Annotated in this window: 20 protein-coding genes; 14 read left to right on the top strand and 6 right to left on the bottom strand. The window is 71.1% G+C overall.

The genetic code is table 11. From position 1 onward, the window contains the following. Positions 1-2: 2 nt before the first annotated feature. Both ABD912_RS11545 and ABD912_RS11540 read right to left on the bottom strand, forming a co-directional pair. Positions 3-455 (bottom strand): hypothetical protein, encoded by a 453-nt coding sequence (locus tag ABD912_RS11545; protein ID WP_345150927.1) that lies wholly within the window; start codon positions 453-455, stop codon positions 3-5. A gap of 92 nt (positions 456-547) precedes the next feature. Then, on the bottom strand, positions 548-1,096 hold the full coding sequence (locus ABD912_RS11540) for a CGNR zinc finger domain-containing protein (RefSeq protein ID WP_345150925.1): 549 nt from the start codon (positions 1,094-1,096) through the stop codon (positions 548-550). 156 nt (positions 1,097-1,252) lie between these two features. Between ABD912_RS11540 and ABD912_RS11535 the strand changes: the two genes are divergently transcribed. Together ABD912_RS11535 and ABD912_RS11530 are read left to right on the top strand one after the other, a co-directional pair. Next, positions 1,253-2,281: an EamA family transporter gene (locus tag ABD912_RS11535; RefSeq protein WP_345150923.1), complete on the top strand. Its 1,029-nt coding sequence runs from the start codon at positions 1,253-1,255 to the stop codon at positions 2,279-2,281. A gap of 197 nt (positions 2,282-2,478) precedes the next feature. Next, positions 2,479-2,823 carry a DUF2283 domain-containing protein gene (locus ABD912_RS11530; RefSeq protein WP_345150921.1) on the top strand — a complete coding sequence of 115 codons (345 nt, stop codon included), beginning with the start codon at positions 2,479-2,481 and terminating at the stop codon, positions 2,821-2,823. 78 nt (positions 2,824-2,901) lie between these two features. Here the strand turns inward: ABD912_RS11530 and ABD912_RS11525 are convergent, their stop codons facing one another. The 3 genes from ABD912_RS11525 to ABD912_RS11515 form a co-directional block, all read right to left on the bottom strand. After that, positions 2,902-5,427, bottom strand: coding sequence for a heavy metal translocating P-type ATPase (locus tag ABD912_RS11525; protein WP_345150919.1), 2,526 nt, complete (start codon positions 5,425-5,427; stop codon positions 2,902-2,904). Positions 5,428-5,563: 136 nt separating this feature from the next. Beyond that, complete coding sequence (locus ABD912_RS11520; RefSeq protein ID WP_345150917.1) at positions 5,564-5,788, bottom strand: heavy-metal-associated domain-containing protein; 225 nt, start codon at positions 5,786-5,788, stop codon at positions 5,564-5,566. A gap of 112 nt (positions 5,789-5,900) precedes the next feature. Next, positions 5,901-6,290 carry a metal-sensitive transcriptional regulator gene (locus ABD912_RS11515; protein ID WP_345150915.1) on the bottom strand — a complete coding sequence of 130 codons (390 nt, stop codon included), beginning with the start codon at positions 6,288-6,290 and terminating at the stop codon, positions 5,901-5,903. Between the two features lie 108 nt (positions 6,291-6,398). Here ABD912_RS11515 and ABD912_RS11510 point away from each other — a divergent pair, with 108 nt between their 5' ends. The 4 genes from ABD912_RS11510 (at position 6,399) to ABD912_RS11495 (ending at position 10,847) form a co-directional block, all read left to right on the top strand. Further along, positions 6,399-7,547, top strand: coding sequence for a lipid II:glycine glycyltransferase FemX (locus ABD912_RS11510; protein WP_345150913.1), 1,149 nt, complete (start codon positions 6,399-6,401; stop codon positions 7,545-7,547). Between the two features lie 70 nt (positions 7,548-7,617). Further along, positions 7,618-8,766 (top strand): lipid II:glycine glycyltransferase FemX, encoded by a 1,149-nt coding sequence (locus ABD912_RS11505; protein ID WP_345150912.1) that lies wholly within the window; start codon positions 7,618-7,620, stop codon positions 8,764-8,766. A gap of 157 nt (positions 8,767-8,923) precedes the next feature. Continuing rightward, positions 8,924-10,438: a SulP family inorganic anion transporter gene (locus ABD912_RS11500; RefSeq protein ID WP_345150910.1), complete on the top strand. Its 1,515-nt coding sequence runs from the start codon at positions 8,924-8,926 to the stop codon at positions 10,436-10,438. 109 nt (positions 10,439-10,547) lie between these two features. After that, positions 10,548-10,847, top strand: coding sequence for a hypothetical protein (locus ABD912_RS11495; RefSeq protein WP_345150909.1), 300 nt, complete (start codon positions 10,548-10,550; stop codon positions 10,845-10,847). Between the two features lie 29 nt (positions 10,848-10,876). Here ABD912_RS11495 and ABD912_RS11490 read toward each other — a convergent pair whose 3' ends face one another. Continuing rightward, a complete protein-coding gene (locus ABD912_RS11490) occupies positions 10,877-11,311 on the bottom strand; it encodes a VOC family protein (RefSeq protein WP_345150908.1) in 435 nt (144 codons plus the stop codon). Positions 11,312-11,589: 278 nt separating this feature from the next. Between ABD912_RS11490 and ABD912_RS11485 the strand changes: the two genes are divergently transcribed. From ABD912_RS11485 to ABD912_RS11450, 8 genes are all read left to right on the top strand, one after another. Next, positions 11,590-12,912 (top strand): GAF domain-containing protein, encoded by a 1,323-nt coding sequence (locus ABD912_RS11485; RefSeq protein ID WP_345150906.1) that lies wholly within the window; start codon positions 11,590-11,592, stop codon positions 12,910-12,912. A gap of 276 nt (positions 12,913-13,188) precedes the next feature. After that, positions 13,189-13,560, top strand: a complete 372-nt coding sequence (locus ABD912_RS11480; protein WP_345150904.1) for a TOBE domain-containing protein — start codon at positions 13,189-13,191, stop codon at positions 13,558-13,560. Positions 13,561-13,645: 85 nt separating this feature from the next. Then, positions 13,646-14,836 (top strand): ABC transporter substrate-binding protein, encoded by a 1,191-nt coding sequence (locus ABD912_RS11475; protein WP_345150903.1) that lies wholly within the window; start codon positions 13,646-13,648, stop codon positions 14,834-14,836. Between the two features lie 143 nt (positions 14,837-14,979). Then, on the top strand, positions 14,980-16,503 hold the full coding sequence (gene adh / locus ABD912_RS11470) for an aldehyde dehydrogenase (RefSeq protein WP_345150902.1): 1,524 nt from the start codon (positions 14,980-14,982) through the stop codon (positions 16,501-16,503). 90 nt (positions 16,504-16,593) lie between these two features. Beyond that, positions 16,594-17,031: a DUF779 domain-containing protein gene (locus tag ABD912_RS11465; protein WP_345150901.1), complete on the top strand. Its 438-nt coding sequence runs from the start codon at positions 16,594-16,596 to the stop codon at positions 17,029-17,031. A gap of 133 nt (positions 17,032-17,164) precedes the next feature. After that, a complete protein-coding gene (locus ABD912_RS11460) occupies positions 17,165-17,830 on the top strand; it encodes a trimeric intracellular cation channel family protein (RefSeq protein WP_345150900.1) in 666 nt (221 codons plus the stop codon). A 595-nt stretch (positions 17,831-18,425) separates the two neighbouring features. Further along, positions 18,426-18,938 (top strand): SRPBCC family protein, encoded by a 513-nt coding sequence (locus tag ABD912_RS11455; protein WP_345150899.1) that lies wholly within the window; start codon positions 18,426-18,428, stop codon positions 18,936-18,938. Between the two features lie 37 nt (positions 18,939-18,975). After that, positions 18,976-19,263 (top strand): hypothetical protein, encoded by a 288-nt coding sequence (locus ABD912_RS11450; protein WP_345150898.1) that lies wholly within the window; start codon positions 18,976-18,978, stop codon positions 19,261-19,263. The last annotated feature ends 29 nt before the right edge of the window (positions 19,264-19,292 follow it).

Below are 19,292 nucleotides of genomic sequence, written 5' to 3'. Positions count from 1 at the left end.
CCCTAGAGCGAGGTTTCGACGCCGTCCTTGGCACCCCACTTCTCAAGGAACTCCCCGCGGGTCAGCTCAGCGAGGTCCTTGCGCAGCAGCGCCACCAGGCCCTCGGCCTCGTCGATGTTGTAGCCGGTCACGCGCAGGATCTCGGTGTCGTTGTCGATGCGCCGCACGACGGCGGTGGCCCCCATCACATCCGATCCGTCCCCGCCCAGCACGGCATCCAAAAGCCCGACCACCCAGCGGGTGGCCGCCTTCAGCGGGCCGTCGTTGGCCTGCTCCAGATCCACATCGAACTCGTCGGAGGCGTTGTGCGGCAAGGCATCCTCGGGTGCGGTGCCGTACGACGCGGCGCCGACGGTGGGCTCGTCGGGCAGCGGTTCTCCGGAAAGGGGCTTGTTGGATGGGACCGCTCCGGGAAGGGGCTCGTCGGGCAGCGGCTGGTCGGCTGGAGTGGTCACATCGGCTCCTTCGCGCGGGTGGCGGGACGGGTGCCCGCTTGAGTCCAGTGTAGGTCGGACGCGGCCCGCCGGGCGGTGCGTTTTCCGGCGGGTCAGCCGGCGGAGGACCTGCGCTGGCGGTAGGCGCGCACGTGCTCCCGATTGCCGCAGTTTCCGGTGTCGCAGTAGCGCTTGGAGCGGTTCCGGGACAGGTCCAGCACAACGGCCCCGCAGTCCGGGGCCGCGCACACGCGGAGCCGGTCCAGTTCCCCGGACCGGATGACGTCCACCAGCGCCATCGCCGCCTCCACCGCCATGCGTTCCTCCAGCGGGGCCTCGGGGGTGGTGGCGTGCAGGTGGTAGTCCCAGCGGTCGTGCTTGACCAGCTGGGGCAGCGCGCGGGCCGCGCGCAGGATGTCGTTCACCGCCCGCACCGCGTCGTCCTCGCCGGAGATCCAGATGGCGCGCAGCCGGCTCCTCAGCTGGCGCACCGCGCGCAGTTCCCCCTCGGTGTGCGTGCGGGAGCCGGTGAACTCCTCCCGGGCCAGAAATTCGTCCAGGTCCGAGGGCGTCAGCAGCTGGTCGACGTCCGTTGCCTCGGCGGTGTTGATCAGGTTGACGACGCTCCGCAAGGCAACTTCGGTGTCAGGTGCAAAACTCATGAAGATCCTGTCTTCTATTGAATTGACGCCGGATGATGCTCGGCGTAGTGTCATAAGCATACTTCATTTTGGTCATGACATCCCCCTTCGGGACGTCTGGCCGCTTCTTCCACCACCATCAGGCGCCGACGTGCGCTGCTTCCGCAAGGTCTGCCCATGCCAACGAAACCAGCCCAGAATCTCCCGGCTGCACTCCCTCCGGTCGCCTCCGTAGCGCAGGCCCCTTCCCGCACGCGTGGGCGTACCCGGCCTGCAGCCCTTTCGGGGCTCTGGGTGGCCCTGTTCTCCTCCGCCGTGTTCGGAACCTCGGGCGCCTTCGCCAAGCCCCTGCTCGAGGCCGGGTGGAGCCCGGGGGCCGCCGTCACCGCACGCATGGCCGGCGCCGCCGTCATCCTCCTGATCCCCGCACTGGTGGTGCTGCACGGGAAGTGGCGCACGGTGGCCGCGAACTGGAAGCCGATCCTGCTGTTCGGCGTGTTCGGGGTGGCCGTCTGCCAGTTCGCGTACTTCCAGGCCGTCCAGCGGCTGAGCGTCGGCGTGGCGCTGTTGCTGGAGTACCTGGCCCCGGTGCTGATCGTCCTGCTCCTCTGGGCCCGCACCGGCCGGCGCCCGCGCCGGTACACGATCGTCGGCGCGCTGGCCGCGCTGGCGGGCCTGGTGCTCGTTCTCAACCTCACCGGCGACCAGGCCGTGGATCCGATCGGTGTCCTGTGGGGCCTCGGCGCCGCGGTGGGGCTGGTGGTGTACTTCTTCGTCACGGCCAAGGCCAACGACACCCTCCCGCCGCTGGTGCTCGCCACCGGCGGACTGTGGGTCGGCGCAGTGCTGATGCTGCTGCTCGCGGCGACCGGCGTGCTCTCCATGGAAGCCAACTTCGGGACCGTCCAGCTGGCGGGCACCGACGTGCCGTGGTGGGGACCGCTGGGCGCCCTGGTGCTGCTGGCGACCGTCTTCGCCTACGTGACGGGCATCGTTGCCGCCCGGGCGCTCGGATCCAAGGTGGCCGCCTTCATCTCACTTACCGAGGTGCTGTTCGCGGTGCTGTGGGCGTGGCTGCTCCTGGGCGAGCTGCCGCTGCCGATCCAGATGCTCGGCGGGGCCTTCATCGTCGGAGGCGTGCTGCTGGTGCGAGCCGACGAGCTGCGTACCGGCAAGTCGCCTGCCGCCGACCTGCCCGCCGCCTGATCCGGCCGGCAGGTTTCGGCCAGCCGAACCGGCGGCCTGACTCGGCTGCAAGGTCCCACCGCCGCGGATTAAGGCGAGATTCGACGGCGGTTCACGCCGGCAGCGCCGGCGTCGCGTAGTGTGACGCGCATCAACTGATGGTTGCGGCGTCCGGCGCCGCCGGCGGAGGGGCCAACGGGAGTGGAAGGCGGGGAGGCATGAGGCTTCGGGTGGAATTCGATGAGGAAGCCGGAGCCGCCTACGTCCAGGTGCACCACGGGATGGTCTCCGACTCGCGCGAATTGGAGCCGGAGTCGGCCGGCGGCCGGGCCGCCGTCGTGGCCGACGTCGACGTGCGGGGGCGCCTGGTCGGCGTCGAACTGGCCGGGGAGCCGGACCGCATCCGGGCCCTGCTGGCGAACCCCGCCTTCTGGCAGGAACTGGCCGATACTGCGGACGAAGCCAACGAACCCTCCGCGGAGGATTTCCGCCGGATCGAAGCCGCGCTCCTCGAGCGCGGCTTCGCTGACCTGTTTTCCGTCCGGGGCCGTGGAGGCCTGTGAAGTTCGCCTAGCCGTGCGGTGGGCGGGGCGCCCCGCCCACCGCGGGCTGCCTGCCTCGCTCTGCCTGCCGGCCGCGGCCTACCGGCCGAACCGCCGCAGCCGCAGGCTGTTCGCCACCACCAGGACCGAGCTGGCGGCCATCGCCGCACCCGCAAGCATCGGGTTCAGCAGCCCCAGCGCCGCGATCGGGATGCCGAGCGTGTTGTAGAGGAACGCCCAGAACAGGTTGGTCTTGATCGTGGCCAGCGTCCTGCGGGAGAGCTCGATCGACTGGCCGACCTGCCGCAGGTCGCTGCCCATCACGGTGATGTCCGCGGCCTCGATCGCCACGTCGGTGCCGGAGCCCATCGCGATGCCCAGATCCGCCTGCGCCAGCGCGGGAGCGTCGTTCACGCCGTCTCCGACCATCGCCACCACGGCCCCGGAGGCCTGCAGCCGCTTCACGGCGTCCACCTTGCCCTCCGGCAGGACGTCGGCGAACACGTCAGCGGCGGCGATCCCGACCTCGGCGGCCACGCGGCCGGCCACGGCGGCGTTGTCCCCGGTGAGCAGCACCGGGCGCAGCCCCAAGTCCAGCAGGTGCGCGATGGCGGCGGCGGAACCCTCCTTGACGGTGTCCCGCAGGCTGACGATGCCCTCCACCCGGCCGTCCACGGCGACCAGGATGGCCGTCGCCCCCTCCTCCTGCGCCTGGCGCAGGGACGCGCCGTCCGTCTCGGACAGGGCCACGCCGTTTTCCTCCAGCCACGCCGCGCGCCCGGCCAGCACGACGGCGGAGCCCGCCACCGCGCGCACCCCGCCGCCCGGGGCGGAGGCGAAGTCGCGCACCGGCAGGGCGGGACCGGCCGCCGTCGTATCCAGTGCCGTCGTATCCAGCGCCGCCGCTCCCGGTGCCGCCCATCCGGCCGGGGCGGTTTTGGCCGCGGCGTCCCGCGCGGCCTCGACGATCGCCCGGGCGATCGGGTGCTCCGAGCCGGACTCGGCGGCGCCGGCGTAGGCGAGCACCTCGTCCGCGGACAGTGCCCCGAGCGTGCGCACCCCGGTCACCGCCAGGTGTCCGGCGGTGACGGTGCCGGTCTTGTCCAGCAGGACGGTGTCCACGCGGCGGGTGTCCTCCAGGACCTGCGGGCCGCGGATCAGGATGCCCAGCTGCGCGCCGCGCCCGGTGCCCACCAGCAGGCCGATCGGCGTGGCCAGGCCCAGCGCGCACGGGCAGGCGATGATCAGCACCGTGACCGCGGCGGTGAACGCGGCCTGCAGGTCGCCGTCGAACACCATCCACAGCACGAACGTGGCCACGGCGATCCCCAGCACCACCGGGACGAAGACCGCCGAGATGCGGTCGGCGAGCCGGGCGATGGGGGCCTTGCCGGTCTGCGCCTCGGAGACCAGGCGGCCCATCTGCGCCAGCGTGGTGTCCCGGCCGACGCGGGTGGCCCGCACCAGCAGCCGGCCGGAGGTGTTGATGGTGGCGCCGGTGACGGTGTCGTCCGGGCCCACGTCCACGGGCACGGACTCGCCGGTGATCAGCGAGGTGTCCACCGCCGAGGTGCCCTCCACGACGTACCCGTCGGTGGCGATCTTCTCCCCGGGACGGACCACGACCTCGTCGCCGGGCACCAGCTCCGCGGCGGGGACGCGGACCTCGTGGCCGTCCCGCAGGACGGTGGCCTCCTTGGCGCCGAGGCTGAGCAGCGTCTTCAGGGCATCGCCGGCACGCGTCTTGGCGCGCGCCTCCAGCCACCGCCCGAGCAGCAGGAACGTGGTGACCACGCCGGCGGTCTCGAAGTAGAGCTGGTGCTCCGCCATGCCCGTTTCCGTGCCCATCTCCATGCCCATGCCGGCATGCGCGGTCAGGAAGGGGTCGGCGAGCAGCTGCCAGGCGGAGAAGAGGTAGGCGGCAAGCACGCCGATCGAGACCAGGGTGTCCATGGTCGATGCGCCGTGGCGGGCGTTGATGGCTGCGGCGCGGTGGAACGGCCAGGCCGACCACAGCACCACCGGGCTGGCCAGCGCGAAGGCCCACCAGCCCCAGTTCGGGAACTGCGCGGCCGGGACCATCGAGATGATGAACAGCGGGACCGTGAAGAGAACCGCCACAATCAGGCGGGGCTTGAGCTCGGCGGCCGTGCCGCCATGGGCGACGTGGTCCTGGTGGTCGGCCGCCTGGCCGTGCCCCGCCTGGCCATCCTCCTGGCCATGGGCCGCGGTTCCGTGTCCGACGCCGGCCGCGTCCGTGCCCGTTGCCCCGGCGTGGGCCCCCGGGTTTTGCCCGGCTTGGTGTCCGGTTCCGTGCCCGGCGTGGTGGCCACCCGCGGCGACCGGGGTTGCGTGCGCGTGGTGCGTGCCGGCGTCGTGCGGGTCGGCCTTGACCGAGGCGCGGTAGCCGGCGGCCTGGACGACGTCGATCAGCCTCTGGTCGGTGACGCCGGCGGGGGCGGTGACGCGGGCGGATTCCAGCGGGAGGTTCACCAGTGCCGTGACGCCGTCAAGCTTGCCGAGCTTGCGCTCCACGCGCGCCACGCAGGAGGCGCAGGTCATGCCCTGGATGTCCAGGTCGACGGTGCGTTCGGCCTGCCGGCCGGTGTCCTGTTGGGGGTCCATTTCAACTGTCCTTACCCGGTCTTGCCGGCTGTATGCCCGGCTTCGGCGCGTGCGGCAGCGCACTTTTTCGACGGCACTGCCTGGACGCGAGCAAAATCCGTGGCGGAATGCCCGCAAGTGAGCAAAATCCTGGGGGTCAGGCGTTGTTGCCGACCACCGTGTAGCCGGCCTCGGCCACCGCTTCGCTGATCGTGGCCTCGTCGATGGGGCGCGTGGAGGTGACGGTGGCGGTGGAGATGCCGCCCTTGACCAGTTCCACGGCGACGCCCTGGACACCGTCCAGGGCCTCGATTTCCTCCGTGACCGCGTTCACGCAGTGGCCGCAGGTCATGCCATCGATGCTGACGGTGGTGGTGTTCACGTTGTCCTCCTGGATCGGGGTGGTATCGGATCGAATGCTGAGGGGCGGCGATGGCCTTCGCTCCCGCCCAGCGGGTATCGCCACAGGTGGCCATGCTTCCCTTTGGGGCAGGTCAGCGCAACAGCCTGCCGATGGCGGCGGTTGCCTCCTGGACCTTCTCGGTGACCAGTTGGGGGTCGCCGCTGTCCTGGGCTTCGCGGGCGGCGCCGACCACGCAGTGGCCGATGTGGTCCTCGACCAGCCCCAGGCTGACCTTGTGCAGGGCGGCGGTGACGGCGGAGATCTGCGTCAGGATGTCGATGCAGTACTTCTCCTGGTCCACCATGCGCGCAATGCCGCGGACCTGCCCCTCGATGCGGCTGAGCCGCTTCAGCAGGGCGTCCTTGTCCGCCGTGTAGGCGTGGTCCCGGAGCTCGTCGACCAGCGTGCCGGCGTCGCGGCCCGCCGCGCGGTCCTGGCCGGGTGCGGGGCCGTTCTGGGGGGTGTTGCCGTTGGTTCCCATGCCGTCCATGGTACCCCTCGGGGGTATGAAGTCAAGTACCCCCTGGGGGTATGGAGGGAGGGCGGCGGATGCCCGGGACGGCAGCGCCGACCGCGTAAGCTTGCAGGCGTGCCAGCCAACCAGCTTTCCGTCCGACCGATCACCCCCGCCGAGCATGAGGCCTTCCTTGTGCACCGTCCCGAGGCCAGTTTCCTGCAGCTTCCGGCCTGGTCCGACGTGAAGAAGGAGTGGCGTTCGGAGCACCTGGGCTGGTACGACGGCGGGACGCTCATCGGGGCGGCGCAGGTGCTGCACCGCCCGGCCCCCGTCGTCAAGCGCACGCTCGCCTACATCCCGGAAGGCCCGGTCCTTGACTGGGAGTCCCGCGATCCCCAGGAGTACCTGGCGCCGATGCTGGCCCACTTCCGCCGCACCCGGGTGTTCCTGGTCCGCATGGGCGCGCCGCTGGTGCGCCGGGCCTGGTCCGCCGCGTCCGTGCGCAAGGCGCTCTCCGCCGGCGACGCCGGGCTGGTCACCACGCTCGATCCCAAGTCCACCGATCCGGTCGCCGAATCCGTCGCCACCCGGCTGGCCGCCCTCGGATGGACCAAGCCGGAGGTCAGCGAGGACTTCGCCGCCGGGCAGCCCGAGTTCCAGGCCCGCATCCCGCTCGTGAACGACGACGGGAAACCGCTGGACCTCGACGGGGTGCTGGGGCAGATGAACCAGAACGCGCGCCGCGAAACGCGCAAGGCCGCCGCGGGGCCCCTTGAGGTCCAGGTCGGCGGGATCGGGGACATCGGGCGCTTCCACGCGCTGTACCGGGAAACCGCCGAGCGCGACGGCTTCACCGGCCGGCCGGCGTCGTACTTCACCACCATGGCCGCCGCACTGAACGCGCACGCCCCCGGCACCTTCACCCTCTACCTCGCCTCCCACGAGGGGCAGGACCTGGCCGCGGCCATCCGGGTTCGCAGCGGCCGCAACGCCTGGTACGTCTACGGGGCGTCCTCGGCGGTCGAACGCAAGCTCTTCGCCCCCAAGGCCCTGATGCACCGCATGATCGAGGACTCGCTCGCGGAGGGCTGCGTGTTCCTGGACCAGGGCGGGGTTTCCGCGACCCTCTCCAAGGACCACCCGCTGGCCGGCCTGACGCTGTTCAAGACCACGCTGGGCTGCGACGTGGTGCAGACCCTCGGCGAATGGGACTACCCGATCCACCGCCTGTTCGCGGCCGCGTTCGACTTCTACATGAAGCGCCGCAGCCAGTCCAAGTAGCCCGTTTCGCCCGTTCGCCGGGCTCCGCCAACCCTGCCTCCGGAGCCCCCGGGCGCGTAGTGTTGCAGGCGTGGGAGCAAGCCAGCTCGCTGTCCGTCCGATCGAGGCCTCGCTACACGCCGGGAACCTCCGGTCGCACCCCCACGCCTCGTTCCTGCAGTTTCCGGAGTGGGCTAACGTCAAGCCGGACTGGAGGCCCGAAACCCTGGGCTGGTTCGACGCCGGGGGCACGCTGCGGGGATCCGCGCTGGTGCTGCACCGCCCGGCGCCGCTGCTGAAGAAGACGCTCGCCTACGTTCCCGAGGGGCCGGTGCTCGAGTGGGACACCGTCGACCTCGCGGCCTACCTGGACCCCCTGCTGGCTTACCTGTTGGCCGGGGGTGCGTTCCTGGTCCGCATGGGCCCGCCGCTGGTGCTCAGGACCTGGGCAGCCGAGGAGGTCCGCCATGCTCTCTCCGCCGGCGGCCACCGCCTCATGACCGAACTGGAGCCCGAACACACCGGGGCGGTGGCGGCCTCCGTCGGCTCCGCGCTGTCCGCCTTGGGATGGAAGCGGAACGCCACCACGGAGGACTTTGCCGCCGGGCAGCCCGAGTTCCAGGCCCGCCTCCCGCTGGCCGGAGCGGAGGGGCGGCGGCTGGACGCCGGCGTCGTGCTGGCCCACATGGACCAGAGCTCGCGCCGCCAGACCCGCAAGTCCGCCGGGGCGGGGCTGCAGATCACCGAAGGCACGGAGGCGGACTTCGCCGCCTGGCATGCCCTCTACCGCGAGACCGCCGAACGCGACGGCTTCACCGGCAGGCCCGCGGCCTACTTCGAGACGATGTTCCGGGCGCTGAACGCCGCGGAGCCGGGCAGTTGCGTGCTTTACCTCGCGCGGCACGAGGGCCGGCTCCTGGCCGCGGCGATCTACGTGCGCAGGGGCCGCGTCGCCTGGTACGTCTACGGGGCCAGCTCCTCCGAGGAGCGCAAGCTCTACGCCTCCCGCGCGCTGCAGTACCGGCAGATGACCGAGGCGATCGCCGCCGGCTGCGACTGGTACGACCTCGGAGGACTGTCGGCGACGCTCGACCTCGGCCACCACCTCGCCGGGCTGACGCTGTTCAAGACCACGCTCGGCTGCGACGTGGTGCAGACCCTGGGCGAGTGGGACTACCCGCTCAACCGCCCGCTCGCGGCCGCGTTCGACCTCTATCTGAAGCGGCGCGGCCGGCACTAGCGGCCGGCGGGCACGAGCGGGAGGCCTGCACGGTGGCCGGCACGGCGGCATAGCGCGGGGGCCTAAAATGGTGGGGGCGGCCAGGGACCGGCCGCGCCACCCAGCCTTTCCGCCCCGCCCAATCTTTCCGCCCCGCCCAACTTTTCCGAGGACACCCATGCCTGCGCCCGCGGCCGACGCATCCACCCCCCTCCAACGCCAATCGGTGCTGCGCACGCTGCGGTCCCCGCGGCTGCTCCAGACCGAGGTCCTTGGAGGCCTGGTGGTGGCGCTGGCGCTGATTCCGGAGGCGCTGGCGTTCAGCGTCATCGCGGGAGTCGATCCGCGCGTGGGCCTGTTCTCGGCGTTCACGATGGCGGTCACGATCGCCTTCACCGGCGGACGGCCCGCCATGATCTCGGCCGCGACCGGCGCCGTCGCCCTGGTGATCGCCCCGCTGGTCGCCAGCCACGGACTGGACCACCTGGTGGCGGCGGTCCTGCTGGGAGGCCTGCTGCAGGTCCTGCTCTCGGTCCTGGGCGTCGCCCGGCTGCTGCGCTTCATCCCGCGCTCGGTGATGATCGGCTTCGTCAACGCGCTCTCGATCCTGGTCTTCATGGGCCAGCTGCCGGAGCTGATCGGGGTCCCGTGGGCGGTGTACCCGCTCACGGCGGCGGGCCTGCTTCTCCTCTTCGGACTGCCCAGGCTGACGACGGCGGTGCCCGCGCCGCTGGTGGCGATCGTGGTCCTTACGGTGGTGACGGTGGCCGCCGGCATCGTGGTGCCCACGGTGGGGGACAAGGGCGAACTGCCCCACGCGCTGCCCACGCTCGGTCTGCCCCAGGTCCCCTTCGAGTGGGAAACGCTGCAGGTGATCTTCCCCTACGCGCTCTCCCTGGCGCTGGTGGGCCTGCTGGAGTCGCTCATGACCGCCAAGCTGGTTGACGACGTCACGGACACCCGCTCCAACAAGTCCCGCGAGGCCTGGGGGCAGGGGGTGGCGAATCTGGTCACCGGCCTCTTCGGCGGCATGGGCGGCTGCGCCATGATCGGGCAGACCATGATCAACGTGAAGGCCTCCGGCGCGCGCACCCGCATCTCGACGTTCCTCGCCGGAGCCTTCCTGCTGCTCCTGGTGGTGGCGCTCGGGGACGTAGTGGGCCTGATCCCGATGGCGGCCCTGGTGGCCGTGATGATATTCGTCTCCGCGGTCACCTTCGACTGGCACTCGATCGCCCCCGCAACCCTGCGCCGCATGCCCAAGTCGGAGACCGCCGTGATGGTGGCGACCGTCGCCGTCGTCGTCGCCACCCACAACCTCGCCATCGGGGTCGGGGCGGGCGTCCTCGCCGCCGCCCTTCTGTTCGCCCGCCGGGTCGCCCACCTGGTCGCGGTGACCCGCATCGTCACCGGCACGGGGGCGGACGCCACGGCGGTGTACGCGGTCGACGGCGAGCTGTTCTTCGCCTCCTCCAACGACCTCTATACGCAGTTCGACTATGCCGGCGACCCGGAACACGTCGTGGTGGACCTGTCCCGCTCCCACATCTGGGACGCCTCCACCGTGGCCGCGCTGGATGCCATCCAGGCCAAGTACCGCCGGCACGGCAAGGAGGTGCGCATCATGGGCCTCAACGACGCCTCCGCGGCGATGAACGCGCGCCTGGCCGGGCGCCTCGGCGCCGCCGGCTGACCCTCCCTCCACCCCTTGTCCGCCCCCTGTCCACGGGGTCCCGTCCAGGGTTCCAAGCTCCGGGGGCCCGGCGTAGAGTGGCGCTACCGTTTAGACCCGGGAGGGAACCATGGGCGACTACCGCCTGTATGCGGAAAGCGAGAAATCCACCTACCTTGCACCCTCGTGCTCGCTCTGCGGCCAGCACCGGCACGTGCGCTGGGAGTACCAGGAAACCGCGGAACGCCAAGAAGCCGCGGAACACCAGGAAACCAAGGGGCGCAAGGAACCTGCGGACCACAAGAATGCCGGGGGCCACAAGGGGCACGAGGACAAAGGGCACGAGGACAAGGCGTCCGAGGGCGCCGGCGGCTGGCTGCCGCGCGACGCCGGCTGCTCCAACGAGGCCTGCGCGGACTACCGCGCCTGATCTAGGCCTGGATGCACCCGTCCGGACGCCTATTCCCCGGATTCCTCGGTGGGCACCTGTGCGTCGCCGCCGCCCGGGGATTGCATCCAGACCAATTCCCACACGTGCCCGTCGGGATCGGTGACCGCCCCGGCATACATCCCCGGCATGACCTCCTCCGGCGCGCGGTAGACGGCGCCGCCGGTGTCCGCCGCCCGCCGGGCGAGGTCGTCGACCTCGGCGGAGGAATCGCAACTGATGCAGGTCAGCGTCTCGCGCACGCCCTGCCCGTAGCCCGGGGCGTCGTCGTTGCGCAGGAAGGTCTTGTAGAACCCGTCGGCAAGGGACATGACCCAAATGTCCGGGGTGATCATCCATGCCGTCGCGTTCTCGTCGGAGAATGCGGAGTTCCTTTCGAAGCCCATGGCCGAATAGAACCTGTCCGACGCGGAGAGGTCCTGGGTGGGGAGGTTAACGAAGATCATGCGGCCCATCGTGCCGTTCCTTTCGCTGGGTGGATCCCGCTGGGTGGATTCTTGCTGGGTGGTTTTTTGCTAGGCGAGGCGGGCCCAGCCCCGCCCGCGACCCTCCCACTCTGGCACCGGGCGCGGGCGCTGCCAAGGGAAGCCCGGGGACCCGGGCGCGCCCCTTCCCGAGGGGCGGCATGCCTGCCTAGACTGTGGTCCACGCCACTGGCCATAACAACCACTGGACCATGACCCCGCCGCCCCGGCCCGACACTGGATGGTGCTTGAGGATGCGCATGATCTCGCCCGCCTCGCGGACGCTGCAGCGGCGTGCCCTCGACGCGCACGGGGTGCTGGGTTCGGGCCCGCCGGAGGCCCCGCCCGCCGCGCTGTCCGGGCTGCGTCCCGTGGTCCGGGATTCCTGGCTGCGCTCCTTGGGCTTCCTGCCCGATCCCGCCCGTGCCGCTCCGCTGCAGGGGCTCGGCGCGGGCGAACTGGAGGCCTACCGCGCCGCCCACCCGCTCGCCGTCGCGCTGCCCGTCCTGGAACGGCTGCTGGTCGATCCCGCCCGCGACACCGGCCTGATCACTGCCGTCGGCGACGCGGCCGGACGCCTGCTGTGGGTGGAGGGTGATGCCGCCGCCCGCCGCCGTGCCGCGACCATGGCCTTCGAGCCGGGGGCCGACTGGTCCGAACGCGCCGTCGGAACCTCCGCCCCAGGGACGGCACTGGCCACCGGCCTGGGCGTCCAGATCAGCGGGGCCGAACACTTCAGCCCCACCGCGCATCACTGGAGCTGCAGCGCGGTCCCCCTGCGCGACCCCGCCACCGGGGAGGTGATCGGGGTGGTCGACCTGACCGGCGGATCCGAGGCGGTCTCCACCCACAGCCTGTCCCTGGTGCGGGCGGCCGTTGCCGCCGCCGAGGCCGAAATACGCCTGCAGCGGCTCGCAGCCGGCCTGGCCCACAGAGCCCCCGCGCCGGCCGCCGCCCGCCGGACGGCGCACAGGGAGCCTGGAAACGGCGCCGTCCGTTTGTCGGTGCTGGGGCACGACGGCGGCACCCTGGCCGCCGCGGGGCGGGACCTGGCGCTGGGCAACCGGCACGCGGAAATCATGGCCCTGCTGGCCTGGAACCCGGCCGGCCTCGGCGCGGACGAGCTGGCCCTGAGGCTCTACGGGGACCCCGCGCAGGCGGCGACGCTGCGCCCCGAGATGGTGCGGCTGCGCCGGGTCCTGGCCGCTGCGGGTTTCGCGGAGTTGGGCCCGCTGTCCCGGCCCTACCGCCTGGGCTGCCCGGTGGACCTGGATGCGCGTGCCGTGCTGGAGCTGGTGGGGCGCGGGCGGCACCGCCGGGCGCTGGCGGCCTACGCCGGCCCGGTCCTGCCGCGCTCGGTGGCACCCGGCATCGAGGAACTGCGCGCGGAGGTCGGCAACGGGCTGCGCCAAGCCATGCTGCAGGACGCCGGCGCGGAGGCGCTTATGGGCTACCTCGCCCTGCCGGAGGCCGCCGACGACGAGGACGCGCTGCGCACGGCCCTGCGGATCCTGCCGGCGCGGTCCCCGCGCCGGTCCGTGCTGGTGGCCCGGCTGGAGCGGCTGGAAGCCGAATCCGCCTAGCCGAATCCGCCTAGCCCAATCCGCATAGCCGAATCCGCTTGGCCGAACTCGCAGAGCCGAATCCAAGTACCCCCGCCCGAAAAGCGAGTATGCCAGCCCCCTAGGCAGCCCGTGCGCCCGGTACTAGCGTGGCGCACACCATTGGCCCCTACGGGCCGCGGGATCCGGCTCCGGGGGAGAGACGTGACAGTAACGGAAACAGTGAAAGATACGGTGCCTTTCGGGGACCGTCCGAGCGATGGCCGTCCGGCAGATGGCCGCACGGCCGGCGCACCCGTGCGGGACCTTCGGCTGCGCGGACCCGGCAAGGCCGGGTTCGGGTGCGGCACGGGCACCTCCAACATCTTCGACGCCGCCGCGGGACGGCGCTTCCACGGACGGGAGCAGGCGTTCGCGGTCCACCCCGAACGGATGCTGGTCCACTGGCGCACGGCCGGCACCGCCGCCAGTCCGCCGGGAGGCCCCATCCTGTCCGGAACCGTCACCGCCCTGGCCTACGTGGGGCGCGCAACGCAGGTGCGGGTGCAGCCGGAGGACGGCCCCGCCGTCGTGGTCCTGGCGGACCTGCCCGCCGAGACCGAACTGCTGGGCAGCACCGTCGACGTCACCTGGCCCGAATCGGCGGTCGCCTGGCTGCCGGGGGGATAGGCGCTCCGCGCGGGGCCGCCCGCAGGTGCGCCTCGGGACCGCGGCGCCGCTGGGAAGCGCTCCGCACCCAAGGAGGGAACCGACGATGCAACGGATCCGCCGGCCGCTGCGGGTGGCTGCCGCGCTCGCCGCCGCGGGTCTGGCGCTCGCCGCCTGCGACACCTCCACCGGGGGCGGGGAGTCCAGCAGTCCCGCCGCGGCCATCAAGACGGAGATCGGTGCGGGGGAAGGACAGCTGTCCGTCCTGGCCTGGCCCGGCTACGCCGAGGACGGCAGCAACAACCCCGACCTGAACTGGGTGACTCCGTTCGAGGAAGCCACCGGATGCCAGGTCACCGTCACGACGTTCGGAACGTCCGATGAGGCCGTCACGCTCATGGGCAGCGGGCAGTACGACGTCGTCTCCGCCTCCGGGGACGCCTCGCTGCGGCTGATCACCGGTGGGGACGTGCAGCCGGTGAACGTGGACCTGCTGGAGAACTACGGCGACATCTACCCCTTCCTGCGAGACCGCCAGTGGAACACGGTCGACGGCGTCCACTACGGGATGCCGCACGGCTGGGGCGCAAACCTGCTGATGTACCGCGCGGACCTGGTGGAACCGGCGCCCGCCTCCTGGTCCGCGGTGTTCGACGACGCCGCCAAGCACAAGGGCAAGGTGACCGCCTACGACTCGCCGATGTACATCGCCGACGCGGCCCTGTACCTCATGAAGCACCGGCCCGAACTGGGCATCACCCACCCGTACGCCCTGGACCAGGCCCAACTGGCCGCCGCCGTGGACCTGCTCAAGGCCCAGCGCGAGAACATCGGCCAGTACTGGTCCGACTACGCCATAGCGGTCCAGGCGTTCTCCTCCGGCAGCACGGTGGTCGGCACCTCCTGGCAGGTGATCGCCAACGTCGCCAAGTCCCAGGGCGCCGACGTGGAGGCCATCCTCCCGTCCGAGGGGGGCACCGGCTGGTCCGACACCTGGATGATCGGGGCCGGGACGGAGCACCCGAACTGCGCCTACCTGTGGCTGGACCACATCGCCAGCCCCGAGGTCAACGCGCAGGTCGCCGAATCCTTCGGAGAGGCGCCGGCCAATCCCAAGGCCTGCGAACTCACCCAGGACCCCAACCACTGCCAGAGCTACCACGCCGGGGACGAGGCCTACGCGGAGCGGATCTGGTTCTGGACCACTCCCGTGAAGAAGTGCCTCGACGGGCGGAACAACGCCGAATGCACCGACTATTCGGCCTGGGCGCAGGCGTGGGCTGACATCAGGGGCTGAGGATCCGCGGCGCCGGGCCCTGCCAAGCCCGGAAGTGGCCCGATGCAACCCGGATGCAACCTCGCCCGGCATAGCCTCTCGGTAAGGGTTCCGGCCCCGAAACACCACGGCCCACGCCGTCAGCCGACAACAAGGGAGTTGCCATGACCGTCTACGCCAACCCCGGCACCGAGGGATCGCTGATCACCTTCAAGCCGCGCTACGACCACTACATCGGCGGCGAATGGAAGGCCCCGCTCAAGGGCCGGTACTTCGAGAACGTCACCCCGGTCACCGGGCAGGTCTTCACCGAGGTCGCCCGCGGCACCGCCGAGGACATCGACGCGGCCCTGGACGCGGCGCACGGTGCGGCCCCGGCGTGGGGCCGCACCTCCGCGGCCGAGCGCGCCGTCATCCTGAACAAGATCGCCGACCGCATGGAGGCGAACCTGGAGCTGCTGGCGGTCGCCGAGACCTGGGACAACGGCAAGGCGGTGCGGGAGACGCTGAACGCGGACCTGCCGCTGGCGATCGACCACTTCCGCTACTACGCAGGAGCCATCCGCGCCCAGGAGGGCACGCTGTCCCAGATCGACGACAGCACCACCGCCTACCACTTCCACGAGCCGCTGGGCGTGGTCGGGCAGATCATCCCGTGGAACTTCCCGATCCTGATGGCCGTGTGGAAGCTGGCGCCCGCGCTGGCGGCGGGCAACGCCGTCGTGCTCAAGCCGGCGGAGCAGACGCCGGTGTCCATCCTGGTGCTCGCCGAACTGGTCGGCGACCTGCTGCCGGCCGGCGTGCTGAACATCGTCAACGGCTTCGGGCTGGAGGCGGGCAAGCCGCTGGCCTCCAGCAAGCGCATTCGCAAGATCGCGTTCACCGGCGAAACCACCACCGGCCGGCTGATCATGCAGTACGCCTCCGAAAACCTGATCCCGGTGACCCTGGAGCTCGGCGGCAAGAGCCCGAACATCTTCTTCGAGGACGTCGCCGACGCCAACGACGCGTTCTACGACAAGGCGCAGGAAGGCTTCACGCTCTTCGCGCTGAACCAGGGCGAAGTCTGCACCTGCCCGTCGCGGGCGCTGATCCAGGACTCGATCTACGACAGGTTCCTCGGCGACGCGGTCGCCCGCACGCAGCGGATCGTCCAGGGCAACCCGCTGGACACGGCCACCATGATGGGCGCCCAGGCCTCCAACGACCAGCTGGAGAAGATCCTTTCCTACATCGACATCGGCAAGCAGGAGGGCGCTAAGGTCCTCACCGGCGGCGGCCGCGCCGAGTTGGGTGGAGACCTGGCCGGCGGCTACTACGTGCAGCCGACCATCTTCGAGGGCGACAACTCCATGCGCATCTTCCAGGAGGAGATCTTCGGCCCCGTGGTCTCGGTGACCCGCTTCGGCGAGTACGCGGACGCGATCAAGACCGCCAACGACACCCTTTACGGGCTCGGCGCGGGCGTGTGGAGCCGCAACGGCTCCGTGGCCTACCAGGCGGGGCGCGAGATCCAGGCCGGCCGCGTCTGGGTGAACAACTACCACGCCTACCCGGCCCACGCCGCGTTCGGCGGGTACAAGTCCTCCGGCATCGGGCGCGAGACGCACCTGATGATGCTGGACCACTACCAGCAGACCAAGAACCTGCTGGTGTCCTACTCCCCGGACGCGCTCGGCTTCTTCTAACCTGCCTTGCCGGGGAAGTGCACGCTTCGGGAACCGCCCAGGCGTGCACTTCCCCGGCAGCATTCATCGCCAAACCCCCAGGAGGTAGGAATGGGCGCCAGGATCGACGCGCGGCCGGCCATCGAGGGTGAGGAGTTCTCCCGGGTGGCCCTCTCCCCGGAGGCCACGGCCCTGCTGCGGACGCTGTGGGAGCGCCACGGCCCGCTGATGTTCCACCAGTCGGGCGGCTGCTGCGACGGCTCCTCGCCCATGTGCTTTCCCGAAGGCGACTTCAAGACCGGGGGATCGGACGTGCTCCTGGGCGTGTTCGACCTCCCCCTGGATGGCGGCCCGGCCCACGAGGAGCCTGTGGACGACGACGGCGCAGCGAGCGTGGGACAGATCGGTTTCTGGATGTCGCGGGAACAGTTCGAGTACTGGAAGCACACGCACCTGACGGTGGACGTGGTGCCCGGACGCGGCTCCGGCTTTTCCGTGGAGGCTCCGGAGGGCAAGCGCTTCCTGATCCGCAGCCGGATCATCGGGTAGCCGGGCCCTGCCCTCGGCTTAGACTGGGACGGACCGGGCGCCCACCACCCGAAAGGCCGGCCTTGTTCCACTTGCTTGATGCCCGCCGGGGCGTTTCCGGCGCGGCGCCCCGCAGCTGTCCGGGGCGCGGCCGATGACCGACCTGCTGCCGGGAATCCAGACCGGGCTGGACCTGGTCGGGGTCTTCTTCTTCGCCGTGTCCGGCTGCCTGCTCGCCGCCCGCCGCCGCTTCGACATCGTCGGCTCGCTCCTGCTCGGTTCCCTCGTCGGGCTTGGCGGGGGCATCGTGCGGGACCTGATCCTGGACCGGGGGATCCCCAACGCCTTTGCCCAACCGGTGTACATGCTTCCCCCGATCCTGGCCGCCGGCCTGGTCTACTTCCACGTGGTGCGGGTGGAACGGCACCGGCGGTCACTGCTGGCGTTCGACGCCGCCGGACTCGCCCTGTTCTGCGTCACCGGCACGCTCAAGGCGCTCGAGGCGGGCATGGGCCCGGCCCCCGCCACGCTCCTGGGTGTCACCACGGCCGTCGGCGGCGGGGTCCTGCGCGACGTCGTGGCCAACGAGGTGCCCCAGCTGTTCAACCCGCGCGGCGTCTATGCCGTACCGGCGCTGCTCGGGGCCGGGGCCACGGCGCTGCTGGCCCAGGCCGGCTGGCTCGGCATCCCCTCCGGGGCGGCGGTGGCCGTTGCGGTCTTTGCGCTGCGGATGCTCTCGCTGCGCTTCGGCTGGCGCGTGCCGCTGGCCGCCCGGCTGCCCCGCGGCGGGCCGTCCGCCACCGGTACCAGAAGACGCTAGCCGCCCGATCCGTCCCGGGCTGCAGGCCCAGTGCCGCTAGGGCGCGGTTCGGGCGGTGACGGGGTAGGCCAGCGGCGGAATGGAGGGTGTCCGGCGGCGCGGAATCCACGGGCTCGGGGACTCCCCGGCCTGACCGGAAACAACCGGTCCCGTCCAAGACTGTGCGCTGGGGTACTTCCGTGTTTCGCCGCGGAGGGGGATGCTGGGGGCATGGGACATGCGCAAAACCCCCCGACCGCGCCATCCCCGAAGAGCGAGGCCAAAATGGAATCACAGGACCGCGTAGCGTGGCCCGAGGACTTTGGAGCCTCGACCGCGACTAGCCGGATGCGGGATGTCGCCCGCCGCCGTCGTGAGGCCGAGGAAAAGCTTGCGCTGCATCTCCTGGCCGCCGAGCCGCAACTGCGGTCCGCCGACCCTCACGGAGAGGTGGCCATGGTGTCAGCGGTCCTGCAAGGCCCGGTGACACCGGTCCATGTTCCGGAGCTGCCCATCCACGAGTCGCACGCTGCGGGCGCGACGGTGGTCCCCGAGCAGCTAACGGCCCCCGCGGAGCGCGCCAAAACCCCTGAGTGACCAGGTAAAGGAGGAAACGATGGCACACATACAGGAATCCGTGGAAGTCAACGTCGTCCCCGCGGTGGCCTACGAGTATTGGACGCGGTACGACGCGTTCCCGGAGTTCTTGGAAGGGGTCGTCAGCGTCACCCGCGTGGACGACACCACCACCCACTGGGTGGTGGCCGTGCACGGGGAACAGCGCGAGTTCGACACCCACGTCATCGAACGGCGCCCCGGCGAGCTGATCCACTGGCGCAGCGACGGGGCCCTGGGCGGCGAGGGAACGCTGCTCTTCGAGCCGGTGCAGAGCCGGTCCGCGGCATTCCGCGAAGCCCTCCACGGGGCGACCGGGGAACACGGCGGGGTGGCCCCCGCCGACACGCACACCCGCATCACGGCTCGGCTCTCCTGGGAGGACAAGACCAGGGCCGAACACTTCGGAGCCGCCTTCGGCACCGATTCGCGCAAGGTCAAGAAGGACCTGCGCCACTTCCGCGAGTACGTCGAGAAGCGCCGCGTCGACGCCGCAACGACCGACGCGGTATAGGACCGAGCGGCATAGGACCGACCAAAGGAGATACACCATGGCGGAAAACCCCCAGGGCCGCGCGAGCGACTCCTTCAACCATCCGGCACACGCCGGCACCCCGCAGACGATGCGCCGGACCGGCCTTGTCCTGACCATCACGGGCCTGCTGGTCATGATCGTGTTCGGGGCCTTCATCTACACCCAATTCGCCGCTGGCCTCGACACGGCCTCCCCCATGTGGCTCGGGGTCGCCTTCGGGGCCATCATGTTCGGCTACGGGCTGTTCCGCTGGTTCCGCGGCCCCTCGGCGCTGGACCACCCGCACGGCGGCACGAACGCCTGACCGGCCGCACAACCACCACGGCGGCGCCA

Origin of the sequence: Arthrobacter ginkgonis (assembly GCF_039540195.1) — a bacterium.
GTDB classification, from domain to species: Bacteria; Actinomycetota; Actinomycetes; order Actinomycetales; family Micrococcaceae; genus Zafaria; species Zafaria ginkgonis.
This window is presented reverse-complemented; position numbering and strand designations above follow the sequence as displayed.

Coding starts and splice junctions, on each gene's coding strand:
- ABD912_RS11540 (WP_345150925.1), bottom strand. CDS start 1,096: ATGAGTTTTGCACCTGACACCGAAGTTGCCTTGCGGAGCGTCGTCAAC.
- ABD912_RS11535 (WP_345150923.1), top strand. CDS start 1,253: ATGCCAACGAAACCAGCCCAGAATCTCCCGGCTGCACTCCCTCCGGTC.
- ABD912_RS11530 (WP_345150921.1), top strand. CDS start 2,479: ATGAGGCTTCGGGTGGAATTCGATGAGGAAGCCGGAGCCGCCTACGTC.
- ABD912_RS11525 (WP_345150919.1), bottom strand. CDS start 5,427: ATGGACCCCCAACAGGACACCGGCCGGCAGGCCGAACGCACCGTCGAC.
- ABD912_RS11515 (WP_345150915.1), bottom strand. CDS start 6,290: ATGGGAACCAACGGCAACACCCCCCAGAACGGCCCCGCACCCGGCCAG.
- ABD912_RS11500 (WP_345150910.1), top strand. CDS start 8,924: ATGCCTGCGCCCGCGGCCGACGCATCCACCCCCCTCCAACGCCAATCG.
- ABD912_RS11495 (WP_345150909.1), top strand. CDS start 10,548: ATGGGCGACTACCGCCTGTATGCGGAAAGCGAGAAATCCACCTACCTT.
- ABD912_RS11490 (WP_345150908.1), bottom strand. CDS start 11,311: ATGATCTTCGTTAACCTCCCCACCCAGGACCTCTCCGCGTCGGACAGG.
- ABD912_RS11485 (WP_345150906.1), top strand. CDS start 11,590: ATGATCTCGCCCGCCTCGCGGACGCTGCAGCGGCGTGCCCTCGACGCG.
- ABD912_RS11475 (WP_345150903.1), top strand. CDS start 13,646: ATGCAACGGATCCGCCGGCCGCTGCGGGTGGCTGCCGCGCTCGCCGCC.
- adh (WP_345150902.1), top strand. CDS start 14,980: ATGACCGTCTACGCCAACCCCGGCACCGAGGGATCGCTGATCACCTTC.
- ABD912_RS11465 (WP_345150901.1), top strand. CDS start 16,594: ATGGGCGCCAGGATCGACGCGCGGCCGGCCATCGAGGGTGAGGAGTTC.
- ABD912_RS11460 (WP_345150900.1), top strand. CDS start 17,165: ATGACCGACCTGCTGCCGGGAATCCAGACCGGGCTGGACCTGGTCGGG.
- ABD912_RS11455 (WP_345150899.1), top strand. CDS start 18,426: ATGGCACACATACAGGAATCCGTGGAAGTCAACGTCGTCCCCGCGGTG.
- ABD912_RS11450 (WP_345150898.1), top strand. CDS start 18,976: ATGGCGGAAAACCCCCAGGGCCGCGCGAGCGACTCCTTCAACCATCCG.